Origin of the sequence: Cupriavidus sp. P-10, from assembly GCF_003402535.2 — a bacterium.
Classification (GTDB): Bacteria; Pseudomonadota; Gammaproteobacteria; order Burkholderiales; family Burkholderiaceae; genus Cupriavidus.
Map to the genome: position 1 here is coordinate 3,028,019 of NZ_AP025170.1, position 19,837 is coordinate 3,047,855.

Consider the following 19,837-nt stretch of genomic DNA (forward strand, 5'->3'; position numbering starts at 1 on the left):
TGCCCCAATGAAAAACACCCGCACGCAGCGGGTGTTTTTCATTCGGCCGACGGCAGCGCTTACTGGATGATGCCGCCACCCAGGCACACGTCGCCGTCATACAGCACCGCCGACTGCCCCGGCGTGACGGCCCACTGCGCCTCGGCAAACCCCAGCTGCAGCGTGTCGCCGTCAGCGGCCTGCACGGTGCAGGCCGCGTCGCTCTGGCGATAGCGGGTCTTGGCCGCCATCGTGGCGCCCGCGGTCGGCGCCTCGCCGGCCACCCACGACAAATCCGACGCGGTCAGCACCGGCGTCAGCAGCCACGGGTGGTCGTGGCCCTGCACCACGTACAGCGTGTTGTTCTCCATATCCTTGCGCGCCACATACCAGGCATCGCCGTTGCCGTCGCGGCTGCCGCCCAGGCCGATGCCCTTGCGCTGGCCAAGCGTGTAGAACGCCAGCCCGATGTGCTCGCCCACGACCTTGCCCTCGGGCGTCTTCATCGGTCCCGGCCTGGTCGGCAGGTAGCGGTTCAGGAAATCGCGGAATGGCCGCTCGCCGATAAAGCAGATGCCGGTCGAATCCTTCTTCTTCGCGTTCGGCAGGCCGATCCCGGCGGCGATCTCGCGCACGCGGGTCTTGGGCATCTCGCCCAGCGGGAACAGCGTGCGCGACAGCTGCGCCTGGTTCAGCCGGTGCAGGAAATAGCTCTGGTCCTTGGTATGGTCGAGCGCCTTGAGCAGCTCGAAGCGCCCTGCCGCGTTCTGGCGCACGCGCGCATAGTGGCCGGTGGCGATAGTCTCGGCACCCAGCGACATGGCGTGGTCGAGGAAGGCCTTGAACTTGATCTCGGCATTGCACAGCACATCCGGGTTGGGCGTGCGTCCGGCCGAGTACTCGCGCAGGAAATCGGCGAAGACGCGGTCCTTGTACTCGGCGGCGAAGTTGACCGCCTCGACGTCGACGCCGATCAGGTCGGCCACCGACACCACGTCCAGCCAGTCCTGGCGCGTGGAACAATACTCGCTGTCGTCATCGTCTTCCCAGTTCTTCATGAACAGGCCGATGACCTCGTAGCCCTGCTGCTTGAGCAGCCATGCGGTGACCGACGAATCGACTCCGCCCGACATGCCGACCACGACGCGCTTTCCGTTCCCCTGGCTGCTCACAACCTGACTCCCACGGACAACACCGACGGGTGCGTGTACAGCGCGTCCAGCGCGAAACGCTTGCCGGCCAGGTAATCGTCGACGCAGGCCATCACCAGCGGCGAGCGGTGGCGTTCCGGGCACGCGCGGATCTCGTCGGCGCCCATCCAGACGGTGCGCACGATGCCGGTGTCGAGCTGGCGGCCCGCGTCGAGCGAGCCCAGGTCGCCGGTAAAGGCAAAGCGCACGTATGTGACATCCGTACCGGTGCGCGAAGACAGCGAGCGGCCCATGTAGCAGCCCAGCAACGCGCGCGGCTCGAAGGTGTGCGCGGTTTCTTCCAGGGTTTCGCGGATGACGGCGCGGATCAGGCTCTCGCCCGGGTCCAGGTGGCCGGCGGGCTGGTTCAGCCGCAGCCCTTCCGCGGTTTCCTCTTCGACCAGCAGGAAGCGTCCGCCGCGCTCGATCACGGCGGCAACGGTCACACTGGCATTCCAATCACGTGACATGATGCTCAATTTTTAGGCAATCCCGCATTCTACCGGTTGCCGGCGCATCGCGCAGCGGCATGCGCTTGCCGGTCGCCGGAGCGCCAACTGTTCGGAACTGTCCGGAAATTCTGTTGCCGCACCGCATCAATAACCGACCGACCGGTCACACCATTGCGCGTCAGATTCCTGTAAGCTGCGAAAAAATTGTGCGCTGCGGCCAAGCCGGTCACGGCGAGCAACGGACCAGACGTCGGTCCGCCCAACCAGATTACGACGCCAGCTAAAGGAGAAATCGACGATGTACATCGGCATCCCGCAGGAGACGCGGGCAGGCGAGACTCGCGTCGCCGCCACCCCCGAGACGATCAAGAAGTACGTCGCCCAGGGCCACAAGGTGGTCGTCCAGGCCGGCGCCGGCGTTCGCGCCAGCCAGCCCGACGGCGCATACGAGGCGGTCGGCGCCACCATTGGCACTGCCGCCGAAGCGCTGGGCGCACAGATGGTACTCAAGGTGCGCGCCCCGGACGACGCGGAACTGGCACAGATGAAGCCGGGGTCCGTGCTGGTGGGCATGCTCAACCCCTTCGATGCCGAGAACAACGCGCGCATGGCGGCGGCCAACGTGACCGCCTTCGCGCTCGAGGCCGCGCCGCGCACCACGCGCGCGCAGAGCATGGACGTGCTCTCGTCGCAGGCCAATATCGCCGGCTACAAGGCCGTGCTGGTGGCCGCGCACCACTACCAGCGCTTCATGCCGATGCTGATGACCGCCGCCGGCACCGTCAAGGCCGCGCGCGTGCTGATCCTCGGCGCCGGCGTGGCCGGCCTGCAGGCGATCGCCACCGCCAAGCGCCTGGGCGCGGTGATCGAAGCGTCCGACGTGCGCCCCGCGGTCAAGGAACAGATCGAATCGCTCGGCGGCAAGTTCCTCGACGTGCCGTTCCTGACCGACGAAGAGCGCGAGATCGCGCAAGGCGTGGGCGGCTATGCGCGCCCGATGCCGCCGGACTGGATGAAGCGCCAGGCCGAGCTGGTGCACCAGCGCGCGATCCAGGCCGACATCGTCATCACCACCGCGCTGATCCCGGGCCGCAAGGCCCCGGTGCTGCTGCAGGAAGCGACCGTGCAGCAGATGAAGCCGGGCTCGGTGGTGGTCGACCTGGCCGCCGCGCAGGGCGGCAACTGCCCGCTGACGGTGGCCGACGAAGTGGTCGAGCGCCACGGGGTCATCCTCATCGGCCATACCAACCTGGCCAGCATGGTGGCGGCCGACGCCTCGGCGCTCTACGCCCGCAACGTGCTGGATTTCCTCAAGCTGGTCGTCGACAAGGATGGCCAGTTCACGCTCAACCTTGAAGACGACATCGTCGCCGCCTGCCTGATGTGCCGTGACGGCCAGGTCGTGCGCGAGGCGGCGTAATACCCGGGGCGCCCCGCGCGCCCGGTAGCTTTCGTCTCCCGCACGCGGGAGAGGGAGCACGCAATTGGTCATTCAGAGCCACTGGCCATTTGGTGCGCCGTAGTCAGCAATAAGAATCCAGTAGAAAACACGCTGCATCCCGGTTTCAAAGCAACGGAGGAGAAGTCGATGGAGATGGTGAACCACACGGTGATCAATTTGATCATCTTCGTGCTGGCGATCTACGTGGGCTACCACGTGGTCTGGACGGTCACGCCGGCCCTGCATACGCCCCTGATGGCGGTAACCAACGCGATCTCGGCCATCATCATCGTTGGCGCGATGCTCGCCGCGGGCCTGACCGAAGGCGCCACGGGCCGCATCATGGGCACGCTGGCGGTGGCATTGGCCGCGGTCAACGTGTTCGGCGGTTTCCTGGTCACCCAGCGCATGCTGGAGATGTTCAAGAAGAAAGAGCCGAAGGCCAAGGCGCCCGAAGCCAAGCAGGCACTGGCCAGGGAGGGCGCGTAATGGCAGCCGGCCTCGTCAGCATGAACCTCGTCACCCTGCTCTACCTGGTGGCTTCGGTCTGTTTCATCCAGGCGCTCAAGGGCCTGTCGCACCCGGCCTCGGCGCGCAAGGGCAATGCCTTCGGCATGATCGGCATGGCGATCGCGGTGGTCACCACGCTGGCCCTGATCATCAAGCTCAAGAATGAATTCCTGGCGGCCGGCACGGCGCAGTCGTCGGTGGGCTCCGGCCTGGCGCTGATCTTCGGCGCGCTGGTGGTGGGCGGCGGCATCGGCGCCTACGTGGCGCGCAAGGTGCAGATGACCAAGATGCCCGAGCTGGTCGCGGCAATGCACTCGCTGATCGGTCTTGCGGCGGTGTTCATCGCCGTGGCCGCGGTGGCCGAGCCGGCCGCGTTCGGCATCACGCCGGCGGGCTCGCACCTGATCCCGCTGGGCAACCGGATCGAGCTGTTCATCGGCTGCTTCGTCGGTGCCATCACCTTCTCCGGTTCGGTGATCGCCTTCGGCAAGCTGGCCGGGCGCTACAAGTTCCGCCTGTTCCAGGGCGCGCCGGTGGTGTTTGCCGGCCAGCACTGGCTGAACCTGCTGCTGGCGGTGGCGATGTTGGGCTTCGGCGTGATCTTCTTCATGTCGCAGGACTGGCTGCCGTTCCTGATCATGCTGGCCATTGCCTTCGTGCTGGGCGTGCTGATCATCATCCCGATCGGCGGTGCCGACATGCCGGTGGTGGTGTCGATGCTGAACTCGTACTCGGGCTGGGCGGCGGCGGGCATCGGCTTCTCGCTGAACAACCCGATGCTGATCATCGCCGGCTCGCTGGTGGGATCGTCCGGTGCCATCCTCTCGTACATCATGTGCAAGGCGATGAACCGCTCGTTCTTCAACGTGATCCTGGGCGGTTTCGGCGGCGCGACGGCGGCGGCGGCAGCGGGCGACCAGCAGCAGCGCCCGGTCAAGTCGGGCTCCGCCGACGATGCCGCCTTCCTGATGGGCAACGCCGAGACCGTGATCATCGTGCCGGGCTACGGCCTGGCCGTGGCGCGCGCCCAGCACGCCCTGAAGGAACTGACCGAGAAGCTGGCCGAAAAGGGCGTGACCGTGAAGTACGCGATCCACCCGGTGGCGGGCCGTATGCCGGGCCACATGAACGTGCTGCTGGCCGAAGCCGAGGTGCCGTACGACCAGGTCTTCGAGATGGAAGACATCAACAGCGAGTTCGGCCAGGCCGACGTGGTGCTGGTGCTGGGCGCCAACGACGTGGTCAACCCGGCGGCCAAGACCGACCCCCAGTCGCCGATCGCCGGCATGCCGATCCTGGAGGCGTACAAGGCCAAGACCATCATCGTCAACAAGCGCTCGATGGCCGCCGGCTATGCCGGCCTGGACAACGAGCTGTTCTACATGGACAAGACCATGATGGTGTTCGGCGACGCCAAGAAGGTGGTCGAGGACATGTTCAAGGCAGTCGACTAAGACGGCCATGCCGGCAGGCGACCGGGCCTTCCCGGCCGCCTGCGGCGCCGTGCCTTGCAAGGCAGCCACGGCGCGCTATACTGGCCTGCGAATGCGCACGCCGGCTTGCCGAATGCGCCGAACCCCTGCCGGCCCCGACGCCAACGCATCATGACCTTCAACCCGCATGACCGGAACCTGTCGGTCTTCCATCACCCGGTCCTGACCGTCCTCGTCGACGACAGCAAATCGTTTATCGACAGCCTGGCGTTCCAGATGGATGCCTCGCGCGCGGTCATCACCTTCACCGACCCGCGTGAAGCGCTGCAATGGATCCGCGAGGCCTATGCCACCCGCTTCCCCGGCTTCCTGCCGGTGCGGGTCACGCATGACGACCTGACCTTCCTGACCGAGCGCCGTACCGTCCAGCTCGATATCGACCGGATCTATCGCCAGATCCACGATATCAACCGCTTCCTGCAGCCGGGCGTGATCGTGGTGGACTACTCGATGCCGCAGATGGACGGGCTGGAGTTCTGCCAGGCGCTGCAGGACCTGCCGTGCAAGACCATCCTGCTGACCGGTACCGCGGACGAAAGCATCGCCGTGCAGGGCTTCAACCACGGGCTGATCGACCGCTACGTCAAGAAGCACGACAGCAATATGGTGGAGCGGCTGGACCAGGAAATCGAAGCCATGCAGCACGCGTACTTCGCTACGCTGTCGCGCACGCTGCGCGAGCTGCTGACGCGGCATTCGTTCTCGTTCCTGTCCGACCCGGCCATGACCGAGCGGGTGCGCCAGCTCACGGCGCGCTACGGCTTTGTCGAGTACTACCTGTACCCCAACCCGGCCGGCATCCTGCTGTTGACTGCGCAAGGCCACGCCACGCTGATGGTGATCGAGACCCGCGCCGGCCTGATGAGCCAGGTGGAATCGGCCGAAGCCTACGACGCCCCCGCCGCGCTGATCGAAGGCCTGCGCGAGGGCCGCCTGATACCGTTCTTCTGGCCGGGCAACGGCATGTACACGCCGGCCTGCATCGACTGGGAACAATACTGCCTGCCGGCCGAGCGCTGTGAAGGCAACGAAGAGTTCTTCTACGCCCTGTTCGACCTGCCGCGCCACCTGCTGCAGGAGCCGGTGGTCAGCCTGCAGGGCTTCCTGGCGGATTTTTCCCGCAACTCCGAATCCTTGACCGGGCGCAAGCGCACCTGAACCCGGCCGGGCCGGCCGGGCCTGCCGGGCCCAGAAAGGCGCTCAGTCCGCCTGCGGCGCCCGGTTGGTGCCGCGCACCATCTCGAACCGGAACAGCCGGCATTCGATATTGCCGTTGTAGAGCGGCGTGCGGCGCGATTCCTTCAGCCGCAGCCGGCGCGGGAAGCCCAGGTCGCCGGTAAAGACCCACGCCTGCCAGCCCGCGAAGTTCTGCTTGAGCGTCGTGGCGAAGGCATTGGCGAACTGGTTGGCGGCCGCCTCTTCCACCTCGTCGCGCGGCATTTCTTCCTCCGGCGAGCGCCGCTGCCCGCGCACCGCAATGCGCTCGCCGTACGGCGGGTTCATCAGCAACAGGCCCGCCTCGTCGTACGGCGGCTGGATGAAACGCGCATCGACCTGCTTGGTGCGCGCCTCCCCCGGCAGGCCAGCACGCTGCCAGTTGGCCTGCGTGATCGCCAGCATGTCGGTCGAGATGTCCGATCCCACTACCTGCAGTTCATCCGCCGAGGCCAGCATGCGCACGCGCTGGGCGTCGTCCTTGAGCTTCTGCCACGCCTTGCGGTCGACGCCCTTGAGCCATTCGAAGGCAAAGCTGCGGCTGCCGCCCGGGGCGATGCCCAGTGCCACCTGGGCGGCCTCGATCAGGAACGTGCCGCTGCCGCACATCGGATCGTAGAACGGCTGGAAGGTCTGCCCCGGCACCCAGCCCGCCAGGCGCAGGATGCCGGCGGCCAGGTTTTCCTTCAGTGGCGCCTCGCCCTTCTCGGTACGCCAGCCGCGCTTGAACAGGGGCTCGCCGGTGGTGTCGAGGTACAGCGTGCAGTCGCGCTCGGTCAGGTGGGCATAAATACGCACATCCGGGCTGACCGTGTCCACGCTCGGGCGCGCGCCGAGCCGATCGCGCATGGCATCGCACACGCCGTCCTTGACGCGCAGCGCGGTGAAATTGAGGCTGCGCAGCGGTGATTTGTGCGAAGTGATATCGACGCGCAGCGACTCGTCCGGCGAGAACCACTGCTCCCAGTGCACGCCGAGCGCCAGGTTGTAGATGTCGTCCTCGTGCCGGTAGCCGCGCGCGGCCACGCGCATCAGCACCCGGCTGGCGATGCGCGAATGCAGGTTGACCGCATAGGCGGCGGCCATTTCGCCGGAGAAATTGACCCCGCCCGGCACCTCCTGGTGCACCGTGAACGGAGCCAGCGCGGCCATGCCCGGCCGGGCGGCGATCTCGCGCAGTTCTTCGGCGAGGGCGCTCTCCAGGCCGCGCGGGCAAGGGGCAAAGAAGGCTTGGGTCATGGGTCAGGTTTCCTGCAAACAAAAACGTCCGCCGTAGCGGACGGGAGATATCCGATAGCTTAGTTCAAGCGGCGGCGAGCGCGCGCTCGAGGAATTCGAGCCGGTCCTGGCCCCAGAAGGGCTGGCCGTCAAAGACATACCATGGCGCACCGAACACGCCGGCCGAGACCGCGTCCTGCGTGTTCTGCGCGTAGGCTGCCTGCACCGACTGGGCCTCGCTGGCCTTGACCAGGCCGGCGCCATCCAGTCCGGTCTCGTCGGCGATCTGCGCGAGCGTGGCGGCATCGGCAATGTTGCGCTGCTGCGCCCACACCGCCGCGCCGATCGCGCCGGTCAGCTGCAGCGCCCGCGCGGTGCCGTGCGCCAGTTGCGCGGCGATGACCAGCTTGCTGGCCGCATCGCCCGATACCGGGAAGAAGGTCGGCTCCGGGTTCAGCGGCAGGTCCAGGAATGCGCTCCAGCGCTTCAACTCAACCATCCGGTAGGCCTGGCGCTGCGGCGGGCGCTGCGCCAGCGGCAGTCCGCCGGAAACGGAGAACACCTTGCCCATGTCGCACGGCTTCAGGTTCACCTGCACGCCGTGGCGCTCGGCGATGGCGGTGAAGCGGGCATGGCCCATGTAGACGAACGGCGACTGCGGCGTCAGGTAGTAATCAACCAGCTTGCTCATCTCGATCTCGCAATTTGTGGAACGGCGCCCGGCTCAGAACGGCTTGACGACCACCAGGATCACCACCGCCAGCAGCACCAGCACCGGCAGTTCGTTGAACCAGCGATAAAACTTGTGCGAGCGCGCATTGCGCCCGCCTTCGAACTTGCGCAGCAGCACGCCGCAGCCATGGTGGTAGCCGATCAGTACCAGCACCAGTGCCAGCTTGGCATGCATCCAGCCCTGCCCGGTGCCGCGGCCGATGCCGTACCCCAGGTACAGCCACAGCCCGAACACCACCGCCGGCACCGCCAGCATGGTCATGAAGCGGAACAGCTTGCGCGCCATCAGCAGCAGGCGCTGGGTGCTGGTGGCGTCGGTCTCCATCGCCAGGTTGACGAAGATGCGCGGCAGGTAGAACAGGCCGGCGAACCACGAAACGACGAAGACGATATGCAGCGCTTTGACCCAGAGCATCGGCGGACAGACGTTGGCTTGCGGTTGTTATTGTTGTTGGCGGGCCGGCTTGAGGTCCGGCCTCAGGTCCGGATCTCGCCGTGGCCGAACACCACGTACTTCAGCGAGGTCAGCCCTTCCAGGCCCACCGGGCCGCGCGCGTGCAGCTTGTCGTTGGAAATGCCGATCTCCGCGCCCAGGCCGTATTCGAAACCGTCGGCGAAGCGGGTCGAGGCGTTGATCATCACGCTTGCCGAATCGACCTCGCGGATAAAGCGCATGCCCGCCGAGTAGTCCTCGGTGATGATCGAATCGGTGTGGTGCGAGCCGTATTCGTTGATATGCGCGATGGCGTCATCCAGGCCGGCGACGGTCTTGATGGCGAGGATCGGGGCCAGGTATTCCAGGCGCCAGTCTTCCTCGGCGGCATCGACCAGGCCGCTGAAGCCAGCGGCTTCCAGCGTGGCGCGGGTAGCCGGGCAGACGCGCAGCTCGACGCCCTTCTCCTGGTAGATGCGGCACAGCGGCGGCAGCGCGGTGGCGGCGATGTCGCGCGACACCAGCAGCGTTTCCATGGTGTTGCACGGCGCGTAGCGCTGGGTCTTGGCGTTGTCGCAGACGCGCACGGCCTTGTCCAGGTCCGCGGCGGCGTCGATGTAGACGTGGCAGATGCCGTCCAGGTGCTTGATCATCGGCACGCGCGCTTCTTCCATCAGGCGCGCGATCAGGCTCTTGCCGCCGCGCGGCACGATCACGTCGACAAATTCGGTCATGGTGATCAGGCGGCCGACCGCGGCGCGGTCGGTCGTCTCGATCACCTGCACGGCCTCGGGCGGCAGGCCGGCGGCGGCCAGGCCTTCGGCCACCAGCGCGGCCAGCGCGGTGTTGGATTCAATGGCTTCGGACCCACCGCGCAAGATGGTGGCGTTGCCCGACTTCAGGCACAGCGCCGCGGCATCGATGGTCACGTTCGGGCGCGACTCATAGATGATGCCGATCACGCCCAGCGGCACGCGCATCTGGCCAACCTGGATGCCGGTCGGGCGGAACTTCATGTTCGAGATCTCGCCGATCGGGTCGGCCAGCGCGCCGATCTGCTCCAGGCCGGCAGCCATGGTGGCGATGGCCTTGTCCGACAGCGTCAGGCGGTCGACGAAGGCGGCGTCCTGGCCGTTGGCGCGGGCACGCTCCACGTCGCGCGCATTGACGGCCTTGAGCTTGTCGGCATCGCGGCGGATGGCGGCGGCAATGGTCAGCAGCGCCTGGTTCTTGGCCGCCGTGGAGGCACGCGTCATCGCGCGCGACGCCGCGCGGGCCTGGCGGCCGACGCGGTCCATGTATTGGTTGAGGTCGAGCTCGTTCATGTCAGTGGCCGGGGGAAGGCCGTCAGTGTGTATGTCCGGGAGCAAACCCGGGGCGCTGCGGGATCAGCGCGCAATCATCAGCGCCAGTTGCTGCAAGCCGTCCCATGGCTCGGCCGGCAGTGGCGCGCCGCCCGGTGGCGGCAGGTCGTACAAGCCCTTGACCTGGCGGTCCAGCCGCGCGGCCAGCGCCAGCGCCGCTTCCAGCCGTGGCAGCTGCAGCCGCTGCGCGGCCTGCGGCACCAGGCGTTCGCGCGGGCCCCAGACGCGCAGTTCACGCATCAGCACACCCGCCGGCTTGCCGGCCGCAAGGCCTTGCCGGACCTTGGATAATACGCGAATTTCCTCGGTCAGCGCCCACAGCACCAGCACCGTGGCCTCGCCCTCGCCGCGCAGCCCTTCAAGCATGCGCACCAGGCGCGGCACGTCGCCCGACAGCATCGCCTCGGACAACTTGAAGACGTCATAGCGGGCCACGTTCAGCACCGCGTCGTGGACCTGGTCGAAGCTCAGCTCGCCCGGCGGGTACAGCAGGCCCAGCTTCTGGATTTCCTGGTGCGCCGCCAGCAGGTTGCCTTCGACCTTGTCGGCGATGAACTGCAGCGCGCGCCGGCCAGCCTCGCCGCCCTCGACGCGCTGCTGCTGCAGCGCCAGCCGCTCGCCGACCCAGGCCGGCAGCCGCGTACGGTCCACCGTGTCGACCTTGATCGACACGCCGGCGCCTTCCAGCGCCTGGAACCACGCCGACTTGGAGGTGGCGAAATCGAGCCGCGGCAGCGTGACGATCAGCACCACGTCGGGCGACGGCTGCGCCGCCACCGCGCGCAGCGCCTCGCCGCCGTCCTTGCCGGGCTTGCCCGAAGGGATGCGCAGCTCAACGATCTTGCGGTCGCCGAACAGCGACATCGACTGCTGCGCCTCGACCAGCTGGCTCCAGTGGAAGCCGCGTTCGGCCACCAGCACCTCGCGCTCGGAGAACCCCGCGTCGCGCGCTGAGGCGCGCAGGCGGTCGACTGCCTCCAGCACCAGCAAGTGCTCGTCGCCATGCACCACGTACAGCGGCGCCAAACCCTTGGCCTTCGCCTGCTTCAGGTGCGCGTCGAGCCCGTCGAGCTTGAGTTGCATGCCGTAACTCTGCCCCGAGCTCAGATGGCCTTGACCGCGGCCAGCCGGCGCATCAGCTGCTGCACGATGTCGCGCTGCATGTCGCGGTACAGCTGCTGCTCTTCGTAGTCCTTGGCCAGCGTGTTGGCTTCGTTGTAGGTCAGGTCGCGCGTCAGCACCAGCTGCGACGGCGCGATCAGTTCCTTGCCGGCGGCATCGCGCAGGCGGAAGGTAAAGCGCTGCGTCAGGCGGTATTCGCGCACCACGCCCTCGGTCGTGATCGACAGGATGGACTTGGTGCGGGTGTCCTGCAGCACGTCCAGCAGCGCGTCAGCCTCTTTCTGGTCGGCCACCACCTGGGTGTCGGAGCCGCCTCGGATGGCGCGGCGCAGGTCCGCGCCCATCAGCGAATTGGGCGGAATCCCGATATAGAGCCGCTTGAACGCGAAGTCCGAATTGCCGCGCATATGGAAGCCGCAGCCGGCCAGCAGGCCCGTTGCGGGCACCGCCAGCATCGCCGCGAGCGCCTTGCGGCGGCCCATGTTCAGTCGCTTCATTCTTGGCGAATCCTCAGTCAGGTTCCGGGCCGCTGACCCGTTACAGCACCACGTTCACCAGGCGGCCCGGCACCACCACGATCTTCTTGGGCGCCTTGCCTTCGGCAAACTTGGCCACGGTCTCGCTGCCGGCGGCAGCCGCCTCGATAGCGGCGCGGTCGGCGCTGGCCGGTACGGTGATGCTGCCGCGCACCTTGCCGTTGATCTGCAGCACCAGTTCGATCTCGCTGCGCACCAGCGCGGCTTCGTCGACCTGCGGCCACGGGGCGTCGAGCAGGTCGCCGGATTCGGCGGCGAAACCCAGTTGGTCCCAGAGGCCATGAGTGATGTGTGGCACCACCGGGTACAGCACGCGCAGCAGGATGCCGAAGCACTCGCGGCGCGCGGCCGGCGAAGCGGTCTTGGCGTCTTCCAGCGCGTTGAGCATCTTCATCGTGGCCGAGACCACGGTGTTGTACTGGATGCGCTGGTAGTCATAGTTGGCCTGCTTGAGCACGCCGTGGATCTCGCGGCGCAGCTCGGCGTCATCGGCCGTGATGGCACTGCCGGCGCCATCGCGCAGCGCGGCGGCGTTGGCGTAGCCGTAGTTCCACACGCGGCGCAGGAAGCGCGAGGCGCCCTCCACGCCCGAGCCGCTCCACTCCAGCTGCTGCTCGGGCGGCGCGGCGAACATCACGAACAGGCGCGCGGTATCGGCGCCGTACTGGTCGATCAGCGCCTGCGGGTCGATGCCGTTGTTCTTGGACTTCGACATCTTCTCGATGCCGCCGATCACCACCGGCTGGCCATCGGCCTTCAGCGTGGCGCCCACCGGGCGGCCGCGCTCGTCGGTCTGCACGTCGACGTCGGCCGGGTTGTACCAGTGCTTCTTGCCCGAGGGGTCTTCACGGTAGAAGGTCTCGTTCAGCACCATGCCCTGCGTCAGCAGGTTGGTGAACGGCTCGTCGAACTTGACCAGGCCCAGGTCGCGCATGACCTTGGTCCAGAAACGCGCGTACAGCAGGTGCAGGATCGCGTGCTCGATGCCGCCGATGTACTGGTCCATCGGCATCCAGTAGTCGTTGCGGGCATCGACCATGGTGGCCGCGTCCGGGCAGGTATAGCGCATGTAGTACCAGCACGAATCGATAAACGTATCCATCGTGTCGGTCTCGCGGCGCGCCGGCTTGCCGCACGACGGGCAGGTGCACTGCAGGAAGCGCGGATCCTTGGCCAGCGGGTTGCCGGTGCCGTCCGGCACCAGGTCTTCGGGCAGCACCACCGGCAGGTCCTTCTCGGGGACCGGCACCACGCCGCAGCTGTCGCAGTGGATCAGCGGGATCGGCGTGCCCCAGTAGCGCTGGCGCGAGATGCCCCAGTCGCGCAGGCGCCAGGTGGTCTTCTTCTCGCCCAGGCCCATCCCGCCCAGGTCGGCGGCGATGGCTTCCACCGCGGCCTGGTAGCCCAGGCCGTCATACTTGCCGCTGTGGATGCAGGTGCCGTTTTCCTTGTCGCCGTACCATTCCTGCCAGGCTTCGGTCGAGTACGGCTGGCCCTTCACGTCGATCACTTGCTTGATCGGCAGGTTGTACTTGTTGGCGAAGGCGAAGTCGCGCTCGTCGTGCGCGGGCACGCCCATCACGGCGCCGTCGCCGTAGGTCATCAGCACGTAGTTGCCGACCCACACGTCGACCTTTTCGCCGGTCAGCGGGTGCACGACCTGCAGGCCGGTCGGCATGCCCTTCTTCTCCATGGTCGCCATGTCGGCTTCCATGACCGAGCCGTGCTTGCATTCGTCGATGAAGGCAGCCAGTTCGGGGTTGTTCAGCGCGGCGTGCGTGGCCAGCGGGTGCTCGGCGGCAACCGCGCAGAAGGTCACGCCCATGATGGTGTCGGCGCGCGTGGTGAAGACGTAGAGCTTGCCGTCGTTGATCGGCTTGCCGTCCTCGCCCGGGATGCCATGGGTGAAGGCAAAGCGCACGCCCACGCTCTTGCCGATCCAGTTCTGCTGCATCACCTTGACGCGCTCGGGCCAGCCCAGGCCGTCGAGGTCGCCCAGCAGCTCCTCCGCATATTCGGTGATGCGCAGGTAGTACATCGGGATCTCGCGCTTTTCCACCACCGCGCCCGAGCGCCAGCCGCGGCCGTCGATGACCTGCTCGTTGGCCAGCACGGTCTGGTCGACCGGGTCCCAGTTGACGGTACCGGTCTTGCGGTAGGCGACGCCCTTTTCCAGCATCTTCAGGAACAGCCACTGGTTCCAGCGGTAATAGTCCGGGCTGCAGGTGGCGACCTCGCGCGACCAGTCGATCGCCAGGCCCATCGACTGCATCTGCTTCTTCATGTAAGCGATGTTGTCGTAGGTCCAGGCGGCCGGCGCCACGCCATTGTTCAGCGCCGCGTTTTCCGCCGGCATGCCGAAGGCGTCCCAGCCCATCGGCATCAGCACGTTGTTGCCGTTCATGCGCAGGTAGCGCGCCATCACGTCATTGATGGTGTAGTTGCGCACGTGGCCCATGTGCAGCTTGCCCGACGGGTACGGCAGCATCGAGCAGGCGTAGAACTTGGGCTTTTCCTTGCCGTCCGGGCCCGCTGCATGCTCCGACACGCGGTAGGCGTCGATGGCTTGCCAGTGCTGCTGGGCGGCTTGTTCTACGGCGGAAGGAAGATATTTGTCTTGCATGGTCGAGACAGCAGTCAGGTGCAACAATCAGGCAGCGTCTGCGCGGCAACTGGCCTGCCGGCATCCGGGAAGAATCGTTGGAAGGTAAGCGGCGGGCGCCTGTCTGGGCGCCCGCCCGGCGTGCAATGCTAAAGCAATCGATTATAACCGTGGCGGCACCCCTGGCCGCCCGGCGCGGCGCTTACTTCAGGCCCAGCACGTCCTGCATGTCGAACAGGCCGTTAGGCTTGTCGGCCAGGAAACGGGCCGAGCGCACGGCACCGTCGGCATACGACTGGCGGCTGGACGACTTGTGGCTGATCTCGATGCGCTCGCCGATGCCGGCGAACATCACGGTATGGTCGCCAACGATATCGCCGCCGCGGATGGTGGCGAAGCCGATCGAATTGGGGTCGCGCTCGCCGGTATGGCCTTCGCGGGCGTAGACGGCGCAGGTCTTCAGGTCGCGGCCGAGCGCATCAGCGATCACTTCGCCCATCTTCAGCGCAGTGCCCGACGGGGCGTCGACCTTGAAGCGGTGGTGGGCCTCGATCACCTCGATGTCATAGCCGGTCGACAGCAGCCTGGCGGCCACTTCCAGCAACTTGAAGGTGGCATTGACGCCAACGCTGAAGTTGGCGGCAAAGACGATGCCGATGGACTTGGCGGCTTCGGCCAGCGCGGCTTTGCCGGCATCGTCGAAGCCGGTGGTGCCGACCACCATCTTGACGCCCAGCTTCTTCGCCGCGGCCAGGTGAGCCAGCGTGCCTTCCGGACGGGTGAAATCGATCAGGCAGTCCGCGCCAGCCAGTCCGGCTTCGAGGTCCGCCGTGATCGCCACGCCGGTATTGCGGCCCAGGAACAGGCCCGCATCCTGGCCCAGCGCCGGCGAGCCCGGCAGATCCAGCGCGCCCGACAGTTTCACGCCCTCGGTGTTCAGCACTTGTTCGATCAGCATGCGGCCCATGCGGCCGGATGCGCCTGCGATGGCGATGTTCATGGTGTCTGGCTCAGTGGAATGTGCGCAATACGCGAAAAGTGAATGGGCCGGTCATGGCTGACCGGCCCGGAACAGATGGCAACCCGCGGACGGCGGCTCAGTTCGATTTGGAGGCGTCGGCGGGCGCGGTGGCCTGTGCCGGGGCTGCGGCCGGCGGCGCTTCGGTCACGGGGGCCGCGGCGGCTGCGGGCGCGGGCGTCGCCGCGGGAGCGGCGGCCGGCTCGGTCGCCTGGCGCGGCACGAAATTTTCCACGGTGGTCTGCGGCTCGGCCTGGGCAGCGGCCGTGCTCGTGCTGCTGGTGGATACCTTGCCCGGGGTCTGGTCCTTCAGCGCCTTCTTCATGCCGTCAATCTCGGCGATCAGTTCGTATTCCGACGGCAGTTCGTCGCCGCCAAACTTGACCAGGCGGTCGCCATCGAAAACGACCGTATAGCGGCGCTGCTGCACCACGGGGGTATTGCCGCGGCGGAACGAGAACACGTAGTCCCAGCGGTTGGCGTGGAACACATCGGTCAGCAGCGGCGTGCCGAGCAGGAACTTGACCTGCTCGCGCGTCATGCCTTCGCGCAGTTGGGAAGCGGCCTCGCGGGACACGAAGTTGCCCTGCACGATATTGATCCGGTACGGCGTGATGGCGTTGGCTACCTTGCGCGAAGTGGAATCGTAGGCCGAGCAGGCGCCGGCCAGCAAAGCCGCGGCCAGCAGGGAGACAACCAGCGTCGGGCGCATGGCGGACGAACGGGTATAACGCATGTATCTCGCTTCCGGGAGGGAAAGGGAAAGTACGGAAAGTACCGCGGAAGTCCGGCGCAGCCAGCGCTGCAAGAGCCGGATAAACCACACGCGCACGGGGCGCCTGCCGCGGCAACCACACGGGGCCGACTGCAAATGCCTGAGGCGCGTTGCCCACATGGGACATGGCACCGCGAGCGACTTTTGCTGTCAAAACCCTTATGATTCAACTATCCAGACATTGTACTCTAGGGAGTCACGCCCATGCCGAGTCCGGCGGACCTCAAGAATATCGGCCTGAAGGCGACGGTGCCCAGGCTGAAGATTCTTGAAATTTTTCAGACCAGCGAACAGCGGCACCTGAGCGCGGAAGACGTCTACCGTATCCTGCTGAACGAGCATATGGATATCGGCCTTGCCACCGTCTACCGCGTGCTGACCCAGTTCGAACAGGCAGGCTTGCTGTCGCGCAACAATTTTGAATCTGGCAAGGCCATTTTCGAACTCAACGAAGGCAAGCACCACGACCACCTGGTGTGCCTCGATTGCGGCCGCGTCGAAGAATTCTTCGATTCCGAAATCGAGCAGCGCCAGCAAAGCATTGCGCGCGAGCGCGGCTTTACCTTGCAGGAACACGCACTGTCGCTCTACGGCAACTGCACTAAAACCAACTGTCCCCACAGACCCAAACGATAAGCCGGCGCACGCACCGCGTAGCGCCTCCGGCAAAACAAAAACCGGCGCCAGGCGCCGGTTTTTTTATGGGCTTGCGCCGGGCTCAGGGCTCGCGCAGCGTTTGCAGGTCTTGCTCGGCAACCACGCGCGACGGGCGCGACGGCGGCAGGCCGACGAACTCGCCCACCACCTGGCGGAACAGGTTGCGCGCCCATACCAGCATCGGATGGGTGTTGCGGCTGCGGTGCCAGAACATGTTCAGGCCGACCGTGGTGTTGAGTTCCGCCGGCAGCGGGAACGCCTTCAGGCCGTAGGTTTCGCAGGCCATGTCCTTGGTCAGCGCATTGACGGTGAAGATCATGTCGGTCTGCGCGGCCATCTCGGCCTGGGCGCGCCACGAATGCACCGTCAGCGTCGCATTGCGCTTGAGGCCGCGCTGCTGCAGCGCGTAGTCGAGCGGGATCAGCGACGGCGCCGGGCGGCCTGCGCCACCCGAATGCGCCATGAAGATATGGCCGCAGTCCAGGTATTGCTCGAGCGTGCAGTGGTTCTTCAGCACCGGGTGGTTCTTGCGCGCGCAAACCCACAGGTTCAGCGATGTCACCATTTCCTCGACGATTTCCGGATGCCGGGTCGGGAACGGCGAGAATGCCACGTCCAGCTCATTGGCGCGCATCGACGACACGTCGGCTTCCCAGGAATGGGATTCGACCAGCTTGATATGCAGGTCCGGCGCCAGCTGCTTGATGCGCAGCACGAAGCGGTTGAACACCGTGTCGCCCAGCTCCGCGGCAAAACCGATGCTCAGCGTGCCAGTGGCCACCGCGGGATCGAAATTATCGGCGTCGCCTTCGTTGATCGACGACCACAGGTCCAGCATGTCGCGGATCTTGGGGCCCAGCTCCAGCGCGCGCGGCGTGGGCGTGAGACCGTGCGGAACGCGGATGAAGAGTGGATCGTCAAAGATCTCGCGCAACCGGCCCAGTGAATGCGACACCGCCGGCGCGGTCATATGCATCTTCTCCGCGACGTAAGTGGCGTTTCGCTTACTCAGCAGCTCGGTGAAGATCACTAGAAGCTTTGTGTCCACGTTCACCATGATCAGGCCCAGGTCAGATTTTTCTTAGCAAAGATGGCCCCACCACTTGCACTGGCTGCACATCAGATTTCAACGGCGTCTCGGTAGTGTAAGAGGAAAAAACAAGCTCGGAAAGCAAATTCGGCATTTTTGGAGCGCCGAGCCCTGTCATATTTCCGCAAAATAGTGCCATTTTTATGAAGTTGATCTCATATACGCTCATTTTCAGTGCGGCGGCAGACCCTCGCGCATCGGCGTATATTGGGTCGCCGTCCCATTTTTGTCATTCTTTTCCTAGGATGCGGATGCGTCCGCCATCATGCCTGACTCCCGAACCGACCATTCCCGCCTTCCTGTCGAACTGCCCAAGGCTTACCGGCTGCTCAACCACGGCCCTACCGTGCTGGTCAGCGCGGCCGCCGGCGGCAAGCGCAACATCATGGCCGCCGCATGGGCCATGCCGCTGGATTTCGCGCCGCCCAAGGTCGCGGTGGTGCTGGACAAGAGCACCTGGACGCGGCGCCTGCTGGAACAAAGCGGTGAATTCGTGCTGCAGGTGCCTACCGTCAGCCAGGTCGACCTGACCGAGGCGCTTGGCTCGAGCTCAGGGCTGGCGCTGCTGGAACAGGAAGGGACCGACAAGTTCGATGCCTACGGGCTGGGCACCTTTGCGGGGAACGTCGTCGGCGCCCCACTGCTGGAAGGCTGCGCGGCCTGGCTCGAGTGCCGGCTGTTGCCGGAACCGGCGACGCAGCAGACCTATGACCTGTTTCTCGGTGAGGTCGTAGCCGCGCATGCGGATTCGCGCGTGTTCAGCAACGGGCGTTGGCATTTCGAAGGCCACGACGCGCTGCGCACCATCCATCATGTCGCCGGCGGCCATTTCCTGGTAGACGGCGCCGCCGTCGACGCGCGGCCGCTGACATCACGCCCGGCTGGCTGAGTGGCCATCGCGCCCAAATAAAAAACGCGCCCGAAGGCGCGTTTTTTTTTACTGCAAGACTGCCGGATTACTTGGCCACCACGCGCGCCATTTCCAGGCACTTGTTCGAGTAGCCCCACTCGTTGTCGTACCAACTCACGACCTTGATGAAGGTACCGTCCAGTGCGATGCCGGCTTCAGCGTCGAAGATCGAGGTGCGTGCATCGCCGCGGAAATCCGTGGCGACAACCTTGTCTTCGGTATAGCCCAGCACGCCCTTCAGCGCGCCCTGGCTCTGGGCCTTCATCTCGGCGCAGATTTCTTCGTACGATGCCGACTTTTCCAGTTCGACGGTCAGGTCGACCACGGACACGTCCGAGGTCGGCACGCGGAACGACATGCCGGTCAGCTTCTTGTTCAGCTGCGGAATCACCACGCCCACGGCCTTGGCAGCGCCGGTCGACGACGGGATGATGTTTTCCAGGATGCCGCGGCCGCCGCGCCAGTCCTTGTTGGACGGGCCGTCAACGGTCTTCTGCGTGGCGGTGGCAGCGTGCACGGTGGTCATCAGGCCGCGCTTGATGCCCCACTTGTCGTTCAGCACCTTGGCCACCGGTGCCAGGCAGTTGGTGGTGCAGCTGGCGTTCGAGACGATCGCTTCGCCCTTGTACGTTTCGTGGTTCACGCCGTACACGAACATCGGGGTGTCGTCCTTGGACGGGGCCGACATGATCACCTTCTTGGCGCCCGCGTCGATGTGCTTCTGTGCGCCTTCCTTGGTCAGGAAGATGCCGGTCGACTCGATCACCACGTCGGCGCCGACTTCGCCCCACTTCAGCTCGGCCGGATCCTTGACGGCGGTCAGGCGGATCTTCTTGCCGTTGACGACCAGGGTGTTGCCGTCGACCGACACTTCGCCGTCAAAGCGGCCGTGCACCGAGTCGTACTTCAGCATGTAGGCGAGGTAGTCGGGCTCGAGCAGGTCGTTGATGGCAACGACTTCGATGTCCTTGAAGTTGGCGGCGGCGGCGCGGAACACCATGCGTCCGATGCGGCCGAAGCCGTTGATGCCGATCTTGATGGTCATGACTGTCTCTCCTGAGGATCGATGAAAACCGGTGGGCGCCGCTGCTGCCGCGCGG

Annotated in this window: 19 protein-coding genes; 6 read left to right on the top strand and 13 right to left on the bottom strand. The window is 65.9% G+C overall.

What is annotated here, in order from left to right; genetic code table 11:
- Nucleotides 1-59 precede the first annotated feature (59 nt).
- Nucleotides 60-1,151 (bottom strand): tRNA 2-thiouridine(34) synthase MnmA, encoded by a 1,092-nt coding sequence (mnmA, locus tag CTP10_RS13930; RefSeq protein WP_271815252.1) that lies wholly within the window; start codon nucleotides 1,149-1,151, stop codon nucleotides 60-62.
- Complete coding sequence (locus CTP10_RS13935; RefSeq protein ID WP_116318273.1) at nucleotides 1,148-1,639, bottom strand: NUDIX hydrolase; 492 nt, start codon at nucleotides 1,637-1,639, stop codon at nucleotides 1,148-1,150. Before CTP10_RS13935 ends, mnmA begins: the two co-directional genes overlap by 4 nt.
- A gap of 280 nt (nucleotides 1,640-1,919) precedes the next feature.
- On the opposite strand from CTP10_RS13935, the gene CTP10_RS13940 reads away from it, so the two are divergent.
- The 4 genes from CTP10_RS13940 to CTP10_RS13955 all read left to right on the top strand — a co-directional run bounded on the left by CTP10_RS13940 (nucleotide 1,920) and on the right by CTP10_RS13955 (nucleotide 6,223).
- Nucleotides 1,920-3,041, top strand: coding sequence for a Re/Si-specific NAD(P)(+) transhydrogenase subunit alpha (locus CTP10_RS13940; protein ID WP_116318108.1), 1,122 nt, complete (start codon nucleotides 1,920-1,922; stop codon nucleotides 3,039-3,041).
- Between the two features lie 168 nt (nucleotides 3,042-3,209).
- The gene (locus CTP10_RS13945) at nucleotides 3,210-3,551 is read left to right on the top strand and encodes an NAD(P) transhydrogenase subunit alpha (protein ID WP_116318109.1); all 342 of its coding nucleotides are present in this window, start codon (nucleotides 3,210-3,212) and stop codon (nucleotides 3,549-3,551) included.
- Complete coding sequence (locus tag CTP10_RS13950; RefSeq protein WP_116318110.1) at nucleotides 3,551-5,026, top strand: NAD(P)(+) transhydrogenase (Re/Si-specific) subunit beta; 1,476 nt, start codon at nucleotides 3,551-3,553, stop codon at nucleotides 5,024-5,026. The genes CTP10_RS13945 and CTP10_RS13950 overlap by 1 nt, the downstream gene beginning before the upstream one ends.
- Before the next feature lie 150 nt (nucleotides 5,027-5,176).
- Nucleotides 5,177-6,223, top strand: a complete 1,047-nt coding sequence (locus CTP10_RS13955; RefSeq protein WP_116318111.1) for a response regulator — start codon at nucleotides 5,177-5,179, stop codon at nucleotides 6,221-6,223.
- Nucleotides 6,224-6,265: 42 nt separating this feature from the next.
- Here the strand turns inward: CTP10_RS13955 and CTP10_RS13960 are convergent, their stop codons facing one another.
- From CTP10_RS13960 to CTP10_RS14000, 9 genes are all read right to left on the bottom strand, one after another.
- A complete protein-coding gene (locus CTP10_RS13960) occupies nucleotides 6,266-7,519 on the bottom strand; it encodes a THUMP domain-containing class I SAM-dependent RNA methyltransferase (RefSeq protein ID WP_116318112.1) in 1,254 nt (417 codons plus the stop codon).
- Between the two features lie 64 nt (nucleotides 7,520-7,583).
- A complete protein-coding gene (locus CTP10_RS13965; protein ID WP_116318113.1) occupies nucleotides 7,584-8,189 on the bottom strand; it encodes a 2-hydroxychromene-2-carboxylate isomerase in 606 nt (201 codons plus the stop codon).
- A gap of 33 nt (nucleotides 8,190-8,222) precedes the next feature.
- The gene (locus tag CTP10_RS13970) at nucleotides 8,223-8,645 is read right to left on the bottom strand and encodes a CopD family protein (protein ID WP_116318114.1); all 423 of its coding nucleotides are present in this window, start codon (nucleotides 8,643-8,645) and stop codon (nucleotides 8,223-8,225) included.
- A gap of 62 nt (nucleotides 8,646-8,707) precedes the next feature.
- Nucleotides 8,708-9,988 carry a glutamate-5-semialdehyde dehydrogenase gene (locus tag CTP10_RS13975; RefSeq protein ID WP_116318115.1) on the bottom strand — a complete coding sequence of 427 codons (1,281 nt, stop codon included), beginning with the start codon at nucleotides 9,986-9,988 and terminating at the stop codon, nucleotides 8,708-8,710.
- Nucleotides 9,989-10,051: 63 nt separating this feature from the next.
- Nucleotides 10,052-11,110 carry a DNA polymerase III subunit delta gene (gene holA / locus CTP10_RS13980; protein WP_116318116.1) on the bottom strand — a complete coding sequence of 353 codons (1,059 nt, stop codon included), beginning with the start codon at nucleotides 11,108-11,110 and terminating at the stop codon, nucleotides 10,052-10,054.
- Between the two features lie 20 nt (nucleotides 11,111-11,130).
- Nucleotides 11,131-11,646, bottom strand: coding sequence for an LPS-assembly lipoprotein LptE (locus CTP10_RS13985; protein WP_116318117.1), 516 nt, complete (start codon nucleotides 11,644-11,646; stop codon nucleotides 11,131-11,133).
- Between the two features lie 40 nt (nucleotides 11,647-11,686).
- Nucleotides 11,687-14,308, bottom strand: coding sequence for a leucine--tRNA ligase (gene leuS / locus CTP10_RS13990; RefSeq protein WP_116318118.1), 2,622 nt, complete (start codon nucleotides 14,306-14,308; stop codon nucleotides 11,687-11,689).
- A 181-nt stretch (nucleotides 14,309-14,489) separates the two neighbouring features.
- Complete coding sequence (gene dapB / locus CTP10_RS13995; RefSeq protein ID WP_116318119.1) at nucleotides 14,490-15,287, bottom strand: 4-hydroxy-tetrahydrodipicolinate reductase; 798 nt, start codon at nucleotides 15,285-15,287, stop codon at nucleotides 14,490-14,492.
- A 97-nt stretch (nucleotides 15,288-15,384) separates the two neighbouring features.
- Nucleotides 15,385-16,041, bottom strand: a complete 657-nt coding sequence (locus tag CTP10_RS14000) for an outer membrane protein assembly factor BamE (RefSeq protein ID WP_116318120.1) — start codon at nucleotides 16,039-16,041, stop codon at nucleotides 15,385-15,387.
- 243 nt (nucleotides 16,042-16,284) lie between these two features.
- Between CTP10_RS14000 and fur the strand changes: the two genes are divergently transcribed.
- A complete protein-coding gene (fur, locus tag CTP10_RS14005; protein WP_012353845.1) occupies nucleotides 16,285-16,716 on the top strand; it encodes a ferric iron uptake transcriptional regulator in 432 nt (143 codons plus the stop codon).
- Nucleotides 16,717-16,798: 82 nt separating this feature from the next.
- On the opposite strand, the gene CTP10_RS14010 is transcribed toward fur, so the two are convergent.
- Nucleotides 16,799-17,794, bottom strand: coding sequence for a LysR family transcriptional regulator (locus CTP10_RS14010; RefSeq protein ID WP_116318121.1), 996 nt, complete (start codon nucleotides 17,792-17,794; stop codon nucleotides 16,799-16,801).
- Between the two features lie 298 nt (nucleotides 17,795-18,092).
- On the opposite strand from CTP10_RS14010, the gene CTP10_RS14015 reads away from it, so the two are divergent.
- A complete protein-coding gene (locus CTP10_RS14015) occupies nucleotides 18,093-18,716 on the top strand; it encodes a flavin reductase family protein (RefSeq protein ID WP_116318122.1) in 624 nt (207 codons plus the stop codon).
- Nucleotides 18,717-18,783: 67 nt separating this feature from the next.
- Here CTP10_RS14015 and gap read toward each other — a convergent pair whose 3' ends face one another.
- A complete protein-coding gene (gene gap, locus CTP10_RS14020) occupies nucleotides 18,784-19,782 on the bottom strand; it encodes a type I glyceraldehyde-3-phosphate dehydrogenase (protein ID WP_116318123.1) in 999 nt (332 codons plus the stop codon).
- Nucleotides 19,783-19,837: the final 55 nt, after the last annotated feature.